The following is a 16,277-nucleotide window of genomic DNA, read 5'->3' as shown; positions in this document are numbered from 1 at the left end:
CATCCGATGCACCTGTGCTCAACGTTGTACTCCAAATGCGCCCCGGTAGTAGATCAGGGCATCCCCTGGCCTGTCTGCGATCGAGACAGAGCGTACGTCGCCGATGACGAGAGTGTGGTCACCTGCCCGCACTGTGTCGTAGGTGTGACATTCGAGCGTGCCGAGAGCGTCGTCGAGCAGCGCCATACCGGTGTGCTCACCGCGGTGGAACTTCACCCGCTCGAGCTGACCGTGCAGCGGACGTCCGCGGGTCGACAACCAGGCGGCAGTGGCGCGCTCGGACTCGGGCAGCAGGCTCACGCCCCAAGCACCCGCCTCGATGACCGCGTCATGGAAGCGCGCCTCCCGCTCCACACTGATCACCATCAGCACCGGGTCCAGCGACACGGACATGATCGCGTTCGCGGTCATCGCGTGGTCGATGTCACCGACGCGCGTCGTGACGATCGAGACGCCCGTGGCGAACCGGCCCATGACCTGCCGATAGGCGTCCGGGTCGACCTCCTCCGGCCGAGGGTTCACCTGCTCGCTCATCGCGTCAATCCGGTATGCCGGAGTCCGCCGGTGACCACGGGCAGCACCTGCCCGGTCGCCGGGTCGAGGCGCTGGAACGCCTCGCGGGCGGCGAGCCGGGTCGCGACGTCGTTGGACAGCGTGTAGTAGCCGTCATGGACGGTGACCTGCGTGCGGTGTCGCTGCAACGCGGCGACCTGACGCTCGAGTGCCGCATCGTCGACGACCGTGTGGGTGACCGCCGCATCGTCGACCACGCTGGGCAGGAATGCCTCGTCCGCGGCGGGGACGATCACCTCGGGCAGCGTCGCGTGTTCGGCGAGCCACTCGCGGTCCTCGATCGCCCAACTGCGCGGCGTGACGACTGTGTAGAACGCAGGCGGCTCCGGCACGCTCGCGACCGCGGCCTTCGTCGCCTCGTGCGTGCGGATGTGGTCCGGGTGGCCGTAGCCACCGTGTGCGTCATACGTGACGACGACGTCCGGCCGCACGTCCCGCAGGTATGACGCAACGGCCTCGCCGGTCGCCGCCAGGTCCGCCCCCGTGAACGCGCGCGGGTGCGCCGCGGACGGCGTGCCCGCCATACCGGAGTCGCGGAAGCGGCCGTCCGCCAGGACGGTGACGTCGCTGACTCCGAGTTCCTTGACAGCAGAGTGCAATTCGTCCCGGCGAAGATCGGCAAGTGGATCCGGCACGTCCGCGGCGCGGGGCAGGTCGGCCGGCAGCTGTAGGTGCTGCAGCTCCGGAGGAATGACCTCGCCCTCCTCGCCGAGGGTGCAGGTGAGCACGTGCACGTCATCGCCGCGCGCCGCGTGGTGCGCGATCGCGAGCCCGGTCCACAACGACTCGTCGTCGGGGTGGGCGTGAACGAAGACCAGCCGCATGACTACTGCTTCGCAGCGCTCCGTGCCCGCGACGCAGCGCGCGCACGCTCACCGGCGTTCAGGACCACCTTGCGGATACGGACGGATTCCGGTGTCACCTCGACACATTCGTCCTCGCGGCAGAACTCCAGGCTCTGCTCGAGCGACAGCTTGCGCGGCGGGAAGATCTTCTCGAAGTTGTCCGCGCTGGACGCGCGAACGTTCGTGAGCTTCTTCTCCTTGGTGATGTTGACGTCCATGTCGTCGGCCCGGGAGTTCTCGCCGACGATCATGCCCTCGTAGACCTCGGTGGTCGGCTCGACGAAGAGCACACCGCGCTCCTGCAGGTTGACCATCGCGTATGACGTGACCGCGCCCGAGCGGTCGGACACCAGCGAGCCGGACAGGCGTGTCGTGATCGTGCCGTGCCACGGCTCGTAGCCGGAGAAGACGTGGTTGGCGATGCCGGTGCCACGGGTCTCGGTGAGGAACTCGGTGCGGAAGCCGATGAGGCCACGCGACGGAACGACGAATTCCATACGGACCCAACCGGTTCCGTGGTTGGTCATCTGCTCCATACGGGCCTTGCGGGCGGCCATGATCTGGGTGATCGTGCCGAGGTATTCCTCCGGCGTGTCGATCGTCAGGTGCTCGACCGGCTCGTGCAGCTTGCCGTCGACCTCCTTGGTGACGACCTGCGGCTTGCCGACGGTCAGCTCGTAGCCCTCGCGGCGCATCTGCTCGACGAGGATCGCGAGCGCCAGCTCGCCACGGCCCTGCACCTCCCACGCGTCCGGGCGCTCGGTCGGGAGCACGCGCAGCGACACGTTGCCGATCAGCTCGCGGTCGAGGCGGTCCTTGACCATGCGCGCGGTGACCTTGGAACCGCGCACCTTGCCGACCAGCGGCGAGGTGTTGGTGCCGATGGTCATCGAGATGGCCGGCTCGTCGACGGTGATGAGCGGCAACGGGATCGGGTTCTCGGGGTCGGCGAGCGTCTCACCGATGGTGATCTCCGGGATGCCCGCGACCGCGATGATGTCGCCGGGTCCGGCGGTCTCGGCCGGCTCGCGGTCCAGACCGCTGGTCATCAGCAGCTCGGTGATCTTCACCGTCTGCTGCGACCCGTCGTGACGGCACCACGCGACCTGCTGACCCTTGCGGATCTCGCCGTTGTGCACGCGCAGCAGCGCGAGGCGACCCAGGAAGTTGCTGGAGTCGAGGTTGGTGACGTGTGCCTGCAGCGGCGCCTCGTCGTCATACGACGGCGCCGGGACGGTCTCCAGGATCGTCTTGAAGAGCGGCTCGAGGTCGCTGCCCTCGGGCAGTCCGCCGTCGGCCGGGCGGGTGGTGGATGCGACGCCCGCCTTCGCGGAGGCGTAGACGACCGGGAAGTCGAGCTGGTCGGCGTCGGCGTCGGCGTCCTCGAGCAGGTCCATGAACAGCTCGTAGGTCTCCTCCTCCACCGCTTCGATCCGGGAGTCGGGGCGGTCGACCTTGTTGATGCACAGGATGACCGGCATCTTCGCCGCGAGCGCCTTGCGCAGCACGAAACGGGTCTGCGGCAGCGGGCCCTCACTGGCGTCCACCAGCAGCACGACGCCGTCCACCATCGACAGGCCGCGCTCGACCTCACCACCGAAGTCGGCGTGGCCGGGGGTGTCGATGATGTTGATGGTGACCGATTCGCCGTTCGCGGAGGGTCCGTCATACGAGATGGCCGTGTTCTTGGCCAGGATCGTGATGCCCTTCTCGCGCTCCAGGTCCCCGCTGTCCATGACGCGTTCGCCGGTGGACTCGACGGTCGAGCGTTCGCTGAAGGCGCCCGTCTGCCAGAGCATCTTGTCGACGAGCGTGGTCTTGCCGTGGTCGACGTGGGCAACGATGGCGACGTTGCGGACGTCGCTGCGTGACTTCATGGGCATGGAGTTGTCAAAGCTGCTGCACCGTTCGGCCGGATTCGGCGTCGGGCACCGACAGGCTTCGTCCTTTCTGACGACGTGTATCGGATCCCTACCAGTGTCTCAGGGTTTTCACCTGCTATTGACCACACCCCCGAGCCGTGCACGGTCAGGGAAGCAGCGAGGCCGCAGGCCGAGCCAAGGACACAGGGCAGCTTGTCTGATGAGGAACGAATCAGGGAAGCAGCAAGGCTGCGTCCCCGAACTCGTGCCAGTGGTAGCCCTCGTGCACGGCCGCGTCGTATGCCGCCTGGGTGAGCCGCTCGCCCGCCACTGCCTCGACCAGCAGCAGATGCGACGCGTGCGGGTCGTGCCAGCCGGTGATGAGCCCGTCCACGACCCGCGGCGGTTCGTCCCGGGTGATGACCCGATCGGTCCATCCGGCTGCGCCGACGACGAGTCCCTCGGAGGTCACCGCGGACTCCAAGGCCCGGGTCACCGTGGTGCCGACGGCCACGATCCGACCGCCGGCCCGACGCGTGGCATTGACCTGGCGGGCAGTGTTCTCGGGGACCTCGAAACGTTCCATCTGGGGGCCCTCGCCCGCTTCCTGCGACGACACACCCGTGTGCAGCGTGATGGGGGCGACCCCAACGCCGGCCGCCACCAGTCGAGTGACGACCTCGGGCGTGAACGGCCTTGCCGCGGAGGGCATTTCGGCGCTCCCGGGCACGGTCGCGAAGGCCGTCTGGTAGTCGGCGAGCGGGTACGCGCGGTCGAGGTAGCCGTAGCTGATCGGCCGCCCGTGGTGCCACAGGTGCTCGGCCAGGTCGCCGTCGACCTCGGCCTGCCAGAGCCGGTTGCCGGAGCCGGTGGGTGACGACACGAAGGGGTATGCCGCAGCCAGTCGTAGCACCAGCGAGCCGACCTCGAGGTGATCCCCCACGCGGGCATCGAGGATCGCGCGGGCGGCGTCCGGCGCGGATCGGAGTTCCACCACCCACGTCCCGTCGTCCAGCGGGGTCGCCGCGTGCAGGACGACAGGACTGCCGTCACTGCGCCGGGCGTCCACCTGGCCGGCGATGGTGGCCGAGTTGTTGACGACGACCAGGTCACCGGCGTTCAGGTGGTCCGGCAGTGACCGGAACCGCGTGTGCTCGATGCCGTCGCGCGAGGCCACGAGCAGCCGGACCTGGTCCCGCTCGAGACCCCGGCGTTCGGCCGGGGACGGCGCGGTGCGGTCGTCAGGTGCGTCGAACATGGTGCGCGGCGTGACCGCGAGGAGGCTCATTCCGATCCCCTCGTTCCTCGGGTGTCGGCATTCGCCCTGAGCTCGTTTGGCCGCTCGCTGCGCTCGCTCATGACTCTGCCCCTGCCGTCTCGAGAATCGCCAGATCGGCCGCCTTGTAGCGCCCGGACGGCGGCCGCTGCTCCCACAACTGCCGCAGGCGGGGTATGACGGAGGCCGGTTCAGGACGATCCGAGATGTCCTCCCCCGGGAACGCCGCCTGGTGCATGGGAGTGCGCATGTCGCCCGGATCGACGGCGTAGGCGTGCAGTCCCGGGTTCTCCGCAGCGTAGGTGAGCGTCACGTGGTCGAGCCCGGCCTTCGAGGCGCCATACAGGCCCCAGCCCTCGTAGTGCTCGACGGCCGCGTCCGAGGAGATGGACACGAGGACTCCATCAGCGGCGAGAAGGTCGGGCAACAGCGCGCCGGTGAGGACCAGGGGCGCGCCGATGTTGGTGCGCCATACGTCCTTCAGGTCCGCGACCGTGACGGTGGCGAGTGCTGGCAACGGGGTCGGGCCGAGGGTGCTCGCGTTGTGCACCAGCAGGTCGAGCCGCCCGTGACGGCGCACTGCCGCGACCAACGCGTCCTTGTGATCGGCATCGGTGACATCCCCCGGGATCGCCTCGACGCCGGGCATGCCGCGTGTCTCCCGCGTCAGAGCGTCTCCGTTGCGGGCATCGGTGATCACTCGCCAGCCGTCGCCGGCCAGCGCCCGGACCAGTTCGCGACCCAGCCCGGAGGAGCCCCCGGTTACCAGTGCGACTTTCGTGTCGGACATCGAATCTCCTTGTTGATCAGGTTGATTGATGCCATCCTTCAAGTTGAAGTTAACTTGAAGTCAATACCTCGATCCGAAAAGGTTCTCATGGACACCCACGACCTGCTTCCGGTCGGCGCCGTCGCCACACGCAGCGGCTTCGCGGCCTCCGCGCTCCGCTACTACGAGACCCAGGGCCTGATCCATGCCCACCGCAACTCCGGCGGGCAGCGCCGATTCGAACGCAGCGTGCTGCGCCGGTTGGCGTTCATCCGGGCGGCCGCCAACGTCGGCCTGACGCTGGAGGAGATCCGCGACGAACTCGACCGGCTGCCCGACGGCCGCACCCCCACCAAGGCCGACTGGCAACGCATCACCACCCACTGGCGAGGACGCCTCGACGAGCAGATCGCTGCGCTGGAGAAGCTGCGCGACGGTCTCGACTCCTGCATCGGCTGCGGCTGCCTGTCACTGCGCCGCTGCGCGATCTCCAACCCGGCGGACCGGGCGGCCGACGGCGCCGGTGCACCTGGTGCCGCATTCCTCCCTCCCCTCCTGCGCAGACCACACAAGCCGGCCTGACGCGACGCAGGTCAGATTGGAGTCCCATATATCGAGATGATGTCGGTGTGGCCGAAACCCGGTATGACGCCGGGCTCTTGAGTACCGTTCACGGGACCCTTTTCTACCCCCGGAAGGTCCATCACCATGGCCGTCACCAAGACCACAGCCGCCGTCGCGCTGTTGGCCGCGTCCACCCTGGCGCTCAGCTCGTGCGCCAGCTCCAAGCGCGATGACTCCAAGAAGTCCGGCAACGGCGCGAGCAACAGCAACGCCACCCTGAACTTCGGCGCCGCAGGCGCCCCCGCGACGTTCGATCCGTTCTATGCCAGCGACGGCGAGACCTTCCGCGTCAGCCGCCAGATCTTCGAAGGCCTGGTCGGCTTCAAGCCGGGCACCGCCGAGGTCGCCCCGCGCCTGGCCACCAGCTGGAAGCCGTCCGCCGACGGCAAGACCTGGACGTTCAAGCTGAAGACGGGCGTGAAGTTCACCGACGGCACGCCGTTCAACGCCGACGCCGTCTGCAAGAACTTCAAGCGCATGGACGGCCAGAACAAGGCGGGCCAGACCGCTTCGGAGTACTGGCTGGCCAACATGGGCGGCTACAACGGCACCAAGGACGAGCTCTACCAGGGCTGCACCGCCCAGGACGCCTCCACGGTCGTCATCAAGATCGCCCGGCCGACGTCGAAGTTCCCGGCACTGCTCGGCCTGCCGTCGTTCTCGATGCAGTCGCCGACCGCCATGGACAAGTACAAGGCCAACAACATCACGGCTCAGGGTCAGGGCTTCGTCTACTCCGACTACGCGAACTCGCACCCGGTCGGCACCGGCCCGATGAAGTTCCAGTCGTACGACAAGACGAACAAGACGGTCACGCTGGTCCGCAACGACGCCTACTCCGGCGACGACAAGGCGACGGTCAAGAAGATCGTCTTCTCGATCATCCCCGACGAGACGGCGCGCAAGCAGGCGCTCGCCTCCGGTCAGATCGACGGCTACGACCTGCCGAACCCGGTCGACTGGCCGTCGCTGAAGAAGGACGACAACCTCGAGATCCGACCGGCGTTCAACATCCTCTACCTCGGCCTCAACGCCAAGGTCGACCCCGACCTGAAGGACATCCGGGTCCGCCAGGCGCTCTACTACGCCATCAACCGCGACCAGCTGGTCAAGTCGCAGCTGCCGGCCGGCGCGAGCGTCGCCACGCAGTTCATCCCCAAGACGGTCGCCGGCTACAACAAATCCCTGAAGCCGTACAAGTACGACCCGGCGAAGGCCAAGTCGCTGCTCAAGGCGGCCGGCAAGACCAACCTGAAGATCACCTTCTGGTACCCGACCGAGGTCACCCGGCCCTACATGCCGGCACCGGACAAGATCTTCAACGCGATCAAGTCGGACTGGGCCGCCGTCGGCGTGAAGGTCACGCCGAAGCCGCTGCCGTGGGCCGGCGGTTATGTGACGGGCACCCAGAACGGCAACGCGGGCGCCTACCTGATGGGTTGGACCGGTGACTACGACACCGCCGACAACTACCTGGGCAACTTCTTCTCCGACCCGAAGGGCCAGATGACGGTCGGTGCCTACCCGTGGGGCAACGAGTTCCACAAGGCACTCGCGGACGACGACTCGATCGTCGACGAGAGCAAGCGCGCCGCGGCATACGAGGAACTGAACAAGAAGGTCATGGAGGACTACCTCCCGGGCCTGCCGATCTCCAGCTCGCCGCCGGCGATCGTGTTCGCCAAGAAGGTCACCGGGGTCACTCCGAGCCCGCTGACCGACGAGCACCTGTGGACCGCCAAGGTCAGCAAGTAGCAGTCGTCACCCGGTGGCCGGTGCCGTGGTCAGACCTCGGCACCGGCCACCGGTGCACGTCAACTCTTCGTAGGAGCCACCCCCGTGCTCAGATTCATCATCCGACGACTGTTACAGGCCGTACTGGTCATGTTCATCGTCTCGGTCCTGCTCTTCGCCTGGTTGCGATCCCTGCCCGGTGGCCCGGTCGACTCGATCCTCGGTGAGCGGGCGACACCCGCCACGCGTGCCGCATTGAGCAAGACCCTCGGCCTCGATCAGCCACTGCCCGTGCAGTACTGGCACTTCCTCGACAACGTCCTGCACGGCAACTTCGGCACCTCCACCCAGGTGCAGGCCGGGACGGACGCGATGGACCTCTTCCTGCAGCGGCTGCCGGCAACGGTGGAGCTGTCGATCTTCGCGATCATCCTCGCGCTGGTCACCGCCATACCCCTCGGCTACTTCGCCGCCAAGCGACACGGCGGCCTGCTCGACACCGGCTCGGTGGTCGTGTCACTCGTCGGTGTGGCCGTCCCGGTGTTCTTCCTGGCGTTCGTGCTGAAGTACGTCTTCGCCATCGAACTGCACTGGCTGCCGGTCGCCGGCCGACAGAGTCCCGACCTGGACGCCACCCGCATCACCAATTTCTACGTGCTCGACGGCCTGCTGACCCGCGAGTTCGACGCCTCGTGGGACGCCATCAAGCACCTGATCCTGCCCGCCATCGCGTTGGCGTCCATTCCGTTCGCCGTCATCTTCCGGATCACCCGGGCATCCGTGCTCGACGTGCTCAACGAGGACTACGTGCGGACCGCCGAGTCCAAGGGCCTCGCGAACCGGACCATCCGGGGTCGGCACGTGCTGCGCAACGCGCTGCTGCCGGTGGTCACCACGATCGGCCTCCAGGTCGGTGGCCTGCTCACCGGAGCCGTGCTCACCGAAACGGTGTTCGCCTATCCCGGCCTCGGTGATGCCCTCGCCCAGGCGTTCAGCCAGCGCGACTATGCGGTGCTGCAAGTGATGATCACCATGGCGGCCATCGGTTACGTGCTGGTCAACCTGCTCGTCGACATCGCGTATGCCGTCATCGACCCCCGGATCCGGACGAGGTGACCCCGATGAGTCCCATGCAACGCAAGAAGGACCGCATCGACGCGCTCGCCGCGAGCGCCGGCGACGCCACCGACATACCCGATGCGGGTCATGTCAGCGAGTCCGGCGGGCTGAGCCTGATCGGCAGCGCGTGGCTGCGGCTGCGCCGCAACCCGGTCTTCCTGATCGGCGCGACGATCACGGTTCTCTTCATCCTGCTCGCGATCTTCGCGCCGCTGATCGCGCCGCACAACGGCACCACGAAGTACCTGATCAGCCAAGTCACCCCGTCGACCCCGATCCCGTCGTCGCAGAGCGGGTTCCCGCTCGGTGGCGACGACCAGGGACGAGACTTCCTGTCCCGGCTGATCCTCGGGTCCCGCCAGACCCTGGTCGTCGGCGTGCTGGCCACCTTGGCCGGCCTGGCCGGCGGCCTGGTGCTCGGCACCATCGCCGGATCGTTCGGCGGCTGGGTGGACTCGGTCGTCATGCGCATCGTGGACGTGATGCTCTCGTTGCCGTCGCTGGTGCTCGCGCTGGCCGTCGCAACGCTGTTCGGCAGGCCGTCCCAGTGGACCCTGATCATCGCGATCGCGATCGTCCAGGTGCCGATCTTCGCCCGGTTGTTGCGCGGTTCGATGCTGACGCAGCGTGGCAGCGACCATGTGCTCGCGGCGCGGGCGCTCGGCGTCAAACGGTCGTCGATCACCTTCCGGCACATGCTGCCCAACTCGCTCGGACCGGTGCTTGTCCAGGCGACGCTGGTGCTGGCCACGGCCATCATCGAAGCGGCCGCACTGAGCTTCCTCGGCCTGGGCAACCCGGACGACTCCTCCCCCGAGTGGGGCCAGATGCTCGGCAAGGCGCAGACCCTCTTCGACATCTCCCCGCACGTGGCCTTCTGGCCGGCCGGCTGCATCGTCGTGGTGGCCTTCGGGTTCACCCTGATGGGCGAGTCCCTGCGCGAAGCCCTCGATCCTCGGAACAGGAGGTGACGGAGATGACTGCTCCGGCACCCACGAAGACCGACACACTGCTGTCGGTGCGCGACCTGACCGTCGAATTCGGCACGAAGGGCCAGCGGCCGTTCCGCGCCGTCGACGGGGTGTCCTTCGACGTCCGCCCGGGCCAGACCGTCGGTCTGGTGGGCGAGTCCGGTTGCGGCAAGTCCGTGACATCGCTGGCGATCATGGGCCTGCTGCCCAAGCGCGGCAACAAGGTCGCCGGGTCGGCGACGTATGACGGCACCGATCTGCTGACCCTGGACGACCGCGAGATGCGCGACCGGCGTGGCCGGGACATCGCGATGATCTTCCAGGATCCGCTGTCCTCCCTGAACCCGGTCGTCTCGATCGGCATCCAGGTGGCGGAGGTGCTGCAGCGGCATCGCGGGATGAACAAGTCCGCGGCCCTGGCGGAATCCCGCGACCTGCTGGACAAGGTCGGCATCCCCGACCCCAACCGGCGGCTCAAGGAATACCCGCACCAGCTCTCCGGCGGCATGCGCCAGCGCGCGCTGATCGCCATGGCGCTGGCCTGCAAGCCGCGGCTGCTCATCGCCGACGAACCGACCACGGCGCTCGACGTGACCATCCAGGCGCAGATCCTCAACCTGCTCAAGGAACTCGTCATCGACTCCGGGACCGCGCTGATCATGATCACGCACGATCTGGGTGTCGTCGCCGGGCTCTGCGACGAGGTCAACGTCCTGTATGGCGGCCGGATCGTCGAAACCGCTTCTCGGCACGAGATATTCGCCACCCCGCGGCACCCCTACACCAACGGTCTGCTCGGATCGATCCCACGGTTGGACGGTTCCCGGAGCGAGAAGCTGGCCGCCATACCGGGGTCCGTCGCGGACAACATCCCGTGGACCTCCGGATGTGCCTTCGCACCGCGCTGCTCACGTGCGATCGAGGTATGCCGGGCCGAGACGCCCGCGCTCAAACAGGACGACGTGTCGATCGAGGACCACACGCTGCGGTGTCACAACCCCTGGCCGACGGGAGAGGGAGCATGAACGAGAGGGCATCCCTGCTGGACAAGAAGGACTCGCCCGCCGAGCGCGAGGTGCTGCTGGACGCGCAGGATGTTGAGGTCCACTTCCCGATCAAGCGCGGCGTCATCTTCGACAAGACCGTCGGTCACGTCTACGCCGTCGACGGTATGACACTGCAGATCCACAAGGGTGAGACCTATGGCCTCGTCGGTGAATCCGGTTGCGGCAAATCGACATTCGGGCGCGCGCTGCTGCGTCTCGAGGAGCCGACGAACGGCACGGTGACGTTCGGCGGCACCGACCTGTCGACGCTCAAGGGTGAGGAGTTGCGCACCAAGCGGCGTGACATGCAGATGGTCTTCCAGGACCCGCTGTCCAGCCTCGACCCGCGACAGACCGTCGAGTCGCTGCTGCTCGAGGGCATGCACGCACACGGACTGACCAAGGACAAAGAGGCCGCCGGTGCGCGGCTGCGTGAACTGCTCGCGGCGGTGGGACTGCCCGCCGCTGCATTGCGCAAGTACCCGCACGAGTTCTCCGGTGGTCAGCGCCAGCGGATCGGCATCGCACGTGCCCTGTCGGTCGACCCGCAGTTGATCGTCGCCGACGAGCCGGTCAGCGCTCTCGACGTGTCGGTGCAGGCTCAGGTGATCAACCTGCTCGAGGACGTCCAGGAGCAGTTCGGCCTGACCTACCTGGTGATCGCGCACGACCTGGCCGTGGTCCGGCACATCAGCGACCGGGTCGGCGTGATGTACCTCGGTTCGCTGGTCGAGGAGGCCGACGCCGACGGGCTGTATGCCGAGCCGTTGCACCCCTACACGCGGGCGCTGATGTCGGCGGTGCCGATCCCGGACCCGCTGGTGGAGGACCGCCGGGAGCAGATCATCCTGGCGGGCGACCTGCCCTCCCCCGCCAGCCCGCCGAGCGGCTGCCGTTTCCACACCCGGTGCCCGTGGCGGCAGGAGGAGCGGTGCGACACCGAACGCCCGCAGTTGCGCGTCGTACAGATCGACGGTGTTCCTGCAACGCACCGGGTCGCCTGCCACTACGCGGAGCAGATCCAAGCCGGCGAGATCGAACGGCACGAGGTGACTGCGACGGCGACCGATCCCAGTGCCAACACCGAGGTCAGGGTTGACCGGGACGTGCAGCCGGGTGACGAGAGTCCGCACATCCCCTTCTCGACTCCCTGAGCACGCGCAAGAGCCGCCGATCCGGTCCCCCCGTGGGCCGGCTCGGCGGCTCTTGTGTTGTGCGGCGTCGGTCAGCGCATGCCCACCGGCTGACGGACGCTGTATGGCGCCGGGTCGACCGGGCGTGCAGCCGATCCCTTGCGGCCGCCACGTGACGGCCACCAGGCCCACCGGCCCAGCAGGGCCAGCGCCGACGGCAACAGCACGAGCCGAACAACGGTGGCGTCCAACAGGATTGCGATGGACAGGCCGACCCCGATCTCCTTCATCTCGACCATCGACAACGTCGCGAAGAGGGCGAAGACCGAGATCATCACCACGGCCGCGCTGGTGACCACACCGGCGGTCTCCTGCACGCCCTCACGTACTGCCAGCTTCGGCGGCAGGCCGGCGTCGACCTTCTCCTTGATCCGGCTGAGGACGAAGACGTGGTAGTCCATCGACAACCCGACCAGCACCGCGAAGAGGAAGATCGGGATCCACGAGATCAGTCCACCGGTGGAGTGGAAGTTCAGGATCGACTCCGCCCAGCTGTGCTGGAAGACCGCTGTCAGCACACCGAATGCGGCACCTACCGACAGCAGGTTGAGCCCCATGGTCAGCAGCGCGACCACGATGCTGCGGAACGTCACCATCATCATCACCAGGGTCAGGCCGAGCACCACGATCAGCACCTTCGGCAGACCGGCCGACTGGTGTTTCATCTGGTCGTAACTCTCGGCGACACCGCCGCCCACTGCCCACTTCGTGTGGGACGAGGACAGCGCCTGCGGGATCACCGTGGCCCGCAGGTCGCGGACGGCGTCACCCGCGGCGAAGGAACCTTCCCCGGCCTTGCTGCCCAGCGTGAGCACCGCGGTGCGCCCGTCCGAGGACACCTGCACCGGATCGGCCACGGCCTTCCAGTCACCGGTCGAAATCGCTTTGTCCGCAACAATGTTCGCGTCGCGCTTCAGCTCGGTCGCATTGTTCCCCTGCAGGACGACTGCGGCGGTCGGCCCGTCTCCGGGGAACGCCTCGCCGATCTGCTGCATGGCTCGCACCGCCGGAATGTCCCGCGGCAGCGAGTCCAGACTGCTGGTCTGCTGCTTCATCCCGAGCGCCGGTATGGCGATCGCACCGAGGATGACGAGGCCGGTGATCAGCGACGCCACCGGGCGACGCAGGACCGGACCCAGCACCCGCTTGCTCACCGTTCCCGGCTGCATGCGGGAGGACACCCGCCACAGCAGCGGGATGCGCGGCCGGTCCACCTTCGGACCGAGCAGCGACAGCAGCGCGGGCAGCACGGTCAGCGAGCCGAAGACTGCGAACGCGACGACCACGAGCGAGCCGGTCGCGATGGACGCGAAGGTCACATCGCCGACGGCATACAGGCCGCCCATGCTGACGATCACGGCGATGCCCGACACGACGATCGAGTGACCGGAAGTCTCGGCCGCGATCTCGACGGCTTCCGCCGTACTCGCACCGCGTTGCCGTTCCTGGCGTTCGCGCTTGAGGTAGAAGAGCGAGTAGTCGACACCGACCGCCATACCGATCAACAGGATGACGCTGGTGACCGAGTCCTCCATCGGCAGCAGCAGGGACACCGGTCCCATCAGGCCCATGGTCGCGAAAACACTTGCGATTGCGAGCAACACCGGAATGCCGGCCGCGATCAGCGCAGCGAAGACGAGCAGCATCAGCACGATGGTGATGGGCATGCTCTTGGATTCGGCGGAGCCGAGGTCGTTGCCGACCCGGGTGTTGATCGCGTCGTTCATCGAGGTCTCACCGGTCTGCACGATCTGCAGCCCGGGCGCCCGCGGCTGGGCATCGTTGACCGCGCGAGTGATGCCGCTGATGTCCGGATCCTTGTCATCCGCAACGGATTTCATCGTGATCGGAACGATCATCAGCTTCTTGTCCGGTGAGACGGCCGGCGCTGCGACGTGCTGGACGTGGCTGTCACCGCGGATCTCCGCAGCGATCCGGTTCGCGGTGCCACGAGCGTCGGCTCCGACGGCACCGCCGGAAGTGCGAGACAGTACGACGTATTCGGAGTCCGGAGCGTCGAGCCCGGCCTTCTCGATCTGCGCGGCGGCGGTCCCGGACTGGCCGACGCGGTAGTCGGCGGCGGTGGTGGTGTGCATGGAGACTGCGGCGCCGCACGCGACGGCCGCGATCACCAGAAGCAACCAGGTGCCGACCGCACGCCAGGGATGGCGCGCGCTCCAGCGAGCAATTCTGAGTGTGAACCCGGCCTTCTTCACGGCTGTGGTCCCCCTTCTTCGATGAACATCGGCCGGGCGAATCCCGACCGTGGTCAACACTTGTCGGCTTGCCGGGCAAAGTCAGTGACGGCAGCACCACACTTGGGGTAGGGCTAACCCCACCATCGAAAGTGGGATTGGCTCGCCTGTGCGCGAGCGCGTGACACGTCAGGATGGAGGCGTGCAATCAACCGCAGGCCGCCCGCAGCTCATGCTGGCGCACTTCGTCTCGATCCTTCTCGCCGTCCCCGCTCTCGCGATGCTGGTGCTGACACTGGTCGGCACGGTCTCCGCACCGCTCGGGATCGGCATCCTCCTGGTGTCGATCGCGGTGCCCACCACCCGGCTGCTCGCCACCGGTCAGCGCGGCATCGCGCAGGCGGCCCTGGGCGAGCAGATCACACGCGAATACCAGGACACCACGGGCCTCGGGCCGATCAATCGCGTCCAGCGCTGGGCCAAGGACCCGGCCCGGTGGCGGGACGTGCTCTGGGAACTCGCCACGGCCACCATCGGCTTCACGCTGTCGGTGCTGACCATCGCGCTGTTCGCGTACCCGATCTGGTCGATCGTCTGGTTCGGCCTCTGGAAGGGACTGCCGGACATCTTCGACACGCCGTATGGCGATTCCCTCCGGGTCACGAGCACCGCTGGTGCTGTTGCAGTCTCGGCGAGCGGGTTCATCGTGGGCGCATTGATCTGGTGGGTGACGGTCAAGCCGATCGCCCGCTGGCGGTTCGGCCTGGACGCCTTCCTCCTCGGTCTCTCTCGGCGAGAGGTGCTCGCTCGCCGAGTCCGCGAGGTCACCACCTCGCGTGCCCAGGGCGCGGACGCGGCAGCCGCCGAGTTGCGCCGCGTCGAGCGTGACCTGCACGACGGGGCGCAGGCTCGACTGGTCGCACTCGGAATGAACCTCGGTCTGGCCGCCGAGCTCATCGAGAAGGATCCCGATGCTGCCCGCCAGCTCCTGCTCGAGGCACGGGACAACTCGGGAGTCGCCTTGCAGGACATCCGCTCCGTCGTACGCGGCATCCATCCGCCGGTGCTGGCCGATCGTGGGCTGGCGGACGCCATACGCGCCGTGGCGGTGGACCTGCCCATCGACTTCGACCTCGATCTGCGGCCGCCACCGCTGGCTCCGCCGTTGGAGTCGGCCGTCTACTTCGGTGTCGCCGAGTGCCTGGCCAACATGGGCAAGCACGCGCGCGCCACTGCCGGCTGGGTCCGGATGGCGCCGCAGAACGGTGTGCTGCACGTCGAGATCGGGGACAACGGCGTCGGCGGTGCAGACCCGAACGGCAGCGGCATACAGGGTGTCGCCGGACGGCTGGCGGTGTTCGACGGCACGATGGAGGTGTCGAGTCCGACCGGCGGGCCGACGATCGTGACCATGGAGGTGCCGTGCGGGCAGTGATCGGGGAGGACCACGCGCTGCTGCGCGACGGTCTGGAACGCATCCTCAAGGCACACGACATCGAGGTCGTCGCCGCGGCCGACAACGCGCCGAGCCTGGTGAAGGCACTGCGGGAGCACTCCCCCGACATCGCCATCGTCGACGTGCGGATGCCGCCGACACTGACCGACGAGGGACTACGGGTTGCGATCGAAGCGCGCCAGGAACAGCCCGGCCTGCCCGTCCTCGTGCTATCTCAGTATGTCGAAAACCTTTACGCCCGAGAGCTTCTCGAGGACGGCGAGGGCGGTGTCGGATACCTTCTGAAGGACCGCGTGTCCGACGTCGGCGCCTTCATCGAAGCAGTGCAGCAGGTCGCGGGCGGCGGCACCGTGCTCGACCCGACGGTCGTACGTCAACTGATCGCCCGACGACCACAGGGCAGCAAGATGGACCGGCTGACCGAGCGCGAACGCGAGGTGCTCGGGCAGATGGCGCAGGGACGGTCCAACGCGGCGATCGCGAGCGCGCTGTTCGTCACCGAGAAAGCGATCAGCAAACACACCAACGCGATCTTCACCAAGCTCGACCTGCCGGTGTCCAGCGACGACAACCGCCGGGTGCTCGCCGTCCTCGCCTATCTCAACGACTGAGCT

The 16,277-nt window shown here is 67.6% G+C and carries 14 protein-coding genes; 8 read left to right on the top strand and 6 right to left on the bottom strand.

The features are described 5' to 3' along the window. Positions 1–18 precede the first annotated feature (18 nt). From ACZ50J_RS04585 to ACZ50J_RS04565, 5 genes are all read right to left on the bottom strand, one after another. The gene (locus ACZ50J_RS04585) at positions 19–534 is read right to left on the bottom strand and encodes a flavin reductase family protein (protein ID WP_464300092.1); all 516 of its coding nucleotides are present in this window, start codon (positions 532–534) and stop codon (positions 19–21) included. Continuing rightward, complete coding sequence (gene mshB, locus ACZ50J_RS04580; RefSeq protein WP_464300091.1) at positions 531–1,397, bottom strand: N-acetyl-1-D-myo-inositol-2-amino-2-deoxy-alpha-D-glucopyranoside deacetylase; 867 nt, start codon at positions 1,395–1,397, stop codon at positions 531–533. Before mshB ends, ACZ50J_RS04585 begins: the two co-directional genes overlap by 4 nt. Positions 1,398–1,399: 2 nt before the next feature. Continuing rightward, positions 1,400–3,301: a translational GTPase TypA gene (gene typA / locus ACZ50J_RS04575; protein WP_464300090.1), complete on the bottom strand. Its 1,902-nt coding sequence runs from the start codon at positions 3,299–3,301 to the stop codon at positions 1,400–1,402. A 211-nt stretch (positions 3,302–3,512) separates the two neighbouring features. Further along, a complete protein-coding gene (locus tag ACZ50J_RS04570) occupies positions 3,513–4,568 on the bottom strand; it encodes an S-adenosylmethionine:tRNA ribosyltransferase-isomerase (protein WP_464300089.1) in 1,056 nt (351 codons plus the stop codon). A gap of 67 nt (positions 4,569–4,635) precedes the next feature. Next, positions 4,636–5,346, bottom strand: a complete 711-nt coding sequence (locus ACZ50J_RS04565) for an SDR family NAD(P)-dependent oxidoreductase (RefSeq protein WP_464300088.1) — start codon at positions 5,344–5,346, stop codon at positions 4,636–4,638. Between the two features lie 87 nt (positions 5,347–5,433). Here ACZ50J_RS04565 and soxR point away from each other — a divergent pair, with 87 nt between their 5' ends. The 6 genes from soxR to ACZ50J_RS04535 all read left to right on the top strand — a co-directional run bounded on the left by soxR (position 5,434) and on the right by ACZ50J_RS04535 (position 11,973). Further along, positions 5,434–5,907 carry a redox-sensitive transcriptional activator SoxR gene (gene soxR, locus ACZ50J_RS04560; RefSeq protein WP_464300087.1) on the top strand — a complete coding sequence of 158 codons (474 nt, stop codon included), beginning with the start codon at positions 5,434–5,436 and terminating at the stop codon, positions 5,905–5,907. 126 nt (positions 5,908–6,033) lie between these two features. Beyond that, complete coding sequence (locus ACZ50J_RS04555; protein ID WP_464300086.1) at positions 6,034–7,704, top strand: ABC transporter substrate-binding protein; 1,671 nt, start codon at positions 6,034–6,036, stop codon at positions 7,702–7,704. 84 nt (positions 7,705–7,788) lie between these two features. Further along, positions 7,789–8,799, top strand: coding sequence for an ABC transporter permease (locus ACZ50J_RS04550; protein WP_464300085.1), 1,011 nt, complete (start codon positions 7,789–7,791; stop codon positions 8,797–8,799). Positions 8,800–8,813: 14 nt separating this feature from the next. Continuing rightward, the gene (locus ACZ50J_RS04545; protein WP_464301311.1) at positions 8,814–9,773 is read left to right on the top strand and encodes an ABC transporter permease; all 960 of its coding nucleotides are present in this window, start codon (positions 8,814–8,816) and stop codon (positions 9,771–9,773) included. A 5-nt stretch (positions 9,774–9,778) separates the two neighbouring features. Then, positions 9,779–10,798, top strand: a complete 1,020-nt coding sequence (locus tag ACZ50J_RS04540) for an ABC transporter ATP-binding protein (protein ID WP_464300084.1) — start codon at positions 9,779–9,781, stop codon at positions 10,796–10,798. Beyond that, positions 10,795–11,973 carry an ABC transporter ATP-binding protein gene (locus ACZ50J_RS04535; protein ID WP_464300083.1) on the top strand — a complete coding sequence of 393 codons (1,179 nt, stop codon included), beginning with the start codon at positions 10,795–10,797 and terminating at the stop codon, positions 11,971–11,973. The genes ACZ50J_RS04540 and ACZ50J_RS04535 overlap by 4 nt, the downstream gene beginning before the upstream one ends. A gap of 71 nt (positions 11,974–12,044) precedes the next feature. Here the strand turns inward: ACZ50J_RS04535 and ACZ50J_RS04530 are convergent, their stop codons facing one another. Next, a complete protein-coding gene (locus ACZ50J_RS04530; protein ID WP_464300082.1) occupies positions 12,045–14,108 on the bottom strand; it encodes an MMPL family transporter in 2,064 nt (687 codons plus the stop codon). A 301-nt stretch (positions 14,109–14,409) separates the two neighbouring features. Between ACZ50J_RS04530 and ACZ50J_RS04525 the strand changes: the two genes are divergently transcribed. Both ACZ50J_RS04525 and ACZ50J_RS04520 read left to right on the top strand, forming a co-directional pair. Then, complete coding sequence (locus ACZ50J_RS04525) at positions 14,410–15,642, top strand: sensor histidine kinase (RefSeq protein ID WP_464300081.1); 1,233 nt, start codon at positions 14,410–14,412, stop codon at positions 15,640–15,642. Beyond that, positions 15,630–16,274, top strand: a complete 645-nt coding sequence (locus tag ACZ50J_RS04520) for a response regulator transcription factor (protein WP_464300080.1) — start codon at positions 15,630–15,632, stop codon at positions 16,272–16,274. Before ACZ50J_RS04525 ends, ACZ50J_RS04520 begins: the two co-directional genes overlap by 13 nt. Positions 16,275–16,277: the final 3 nt, after the last annotated feature.

It is taken from the genome of Flexivirga sp. G2, from assembly GCF_055397625.1.
The sequence above is the reverse complement of the archived record's forward strand: the minus strand, read 5'-3'. Positions and strand labels throughout refer to the sequence as shown.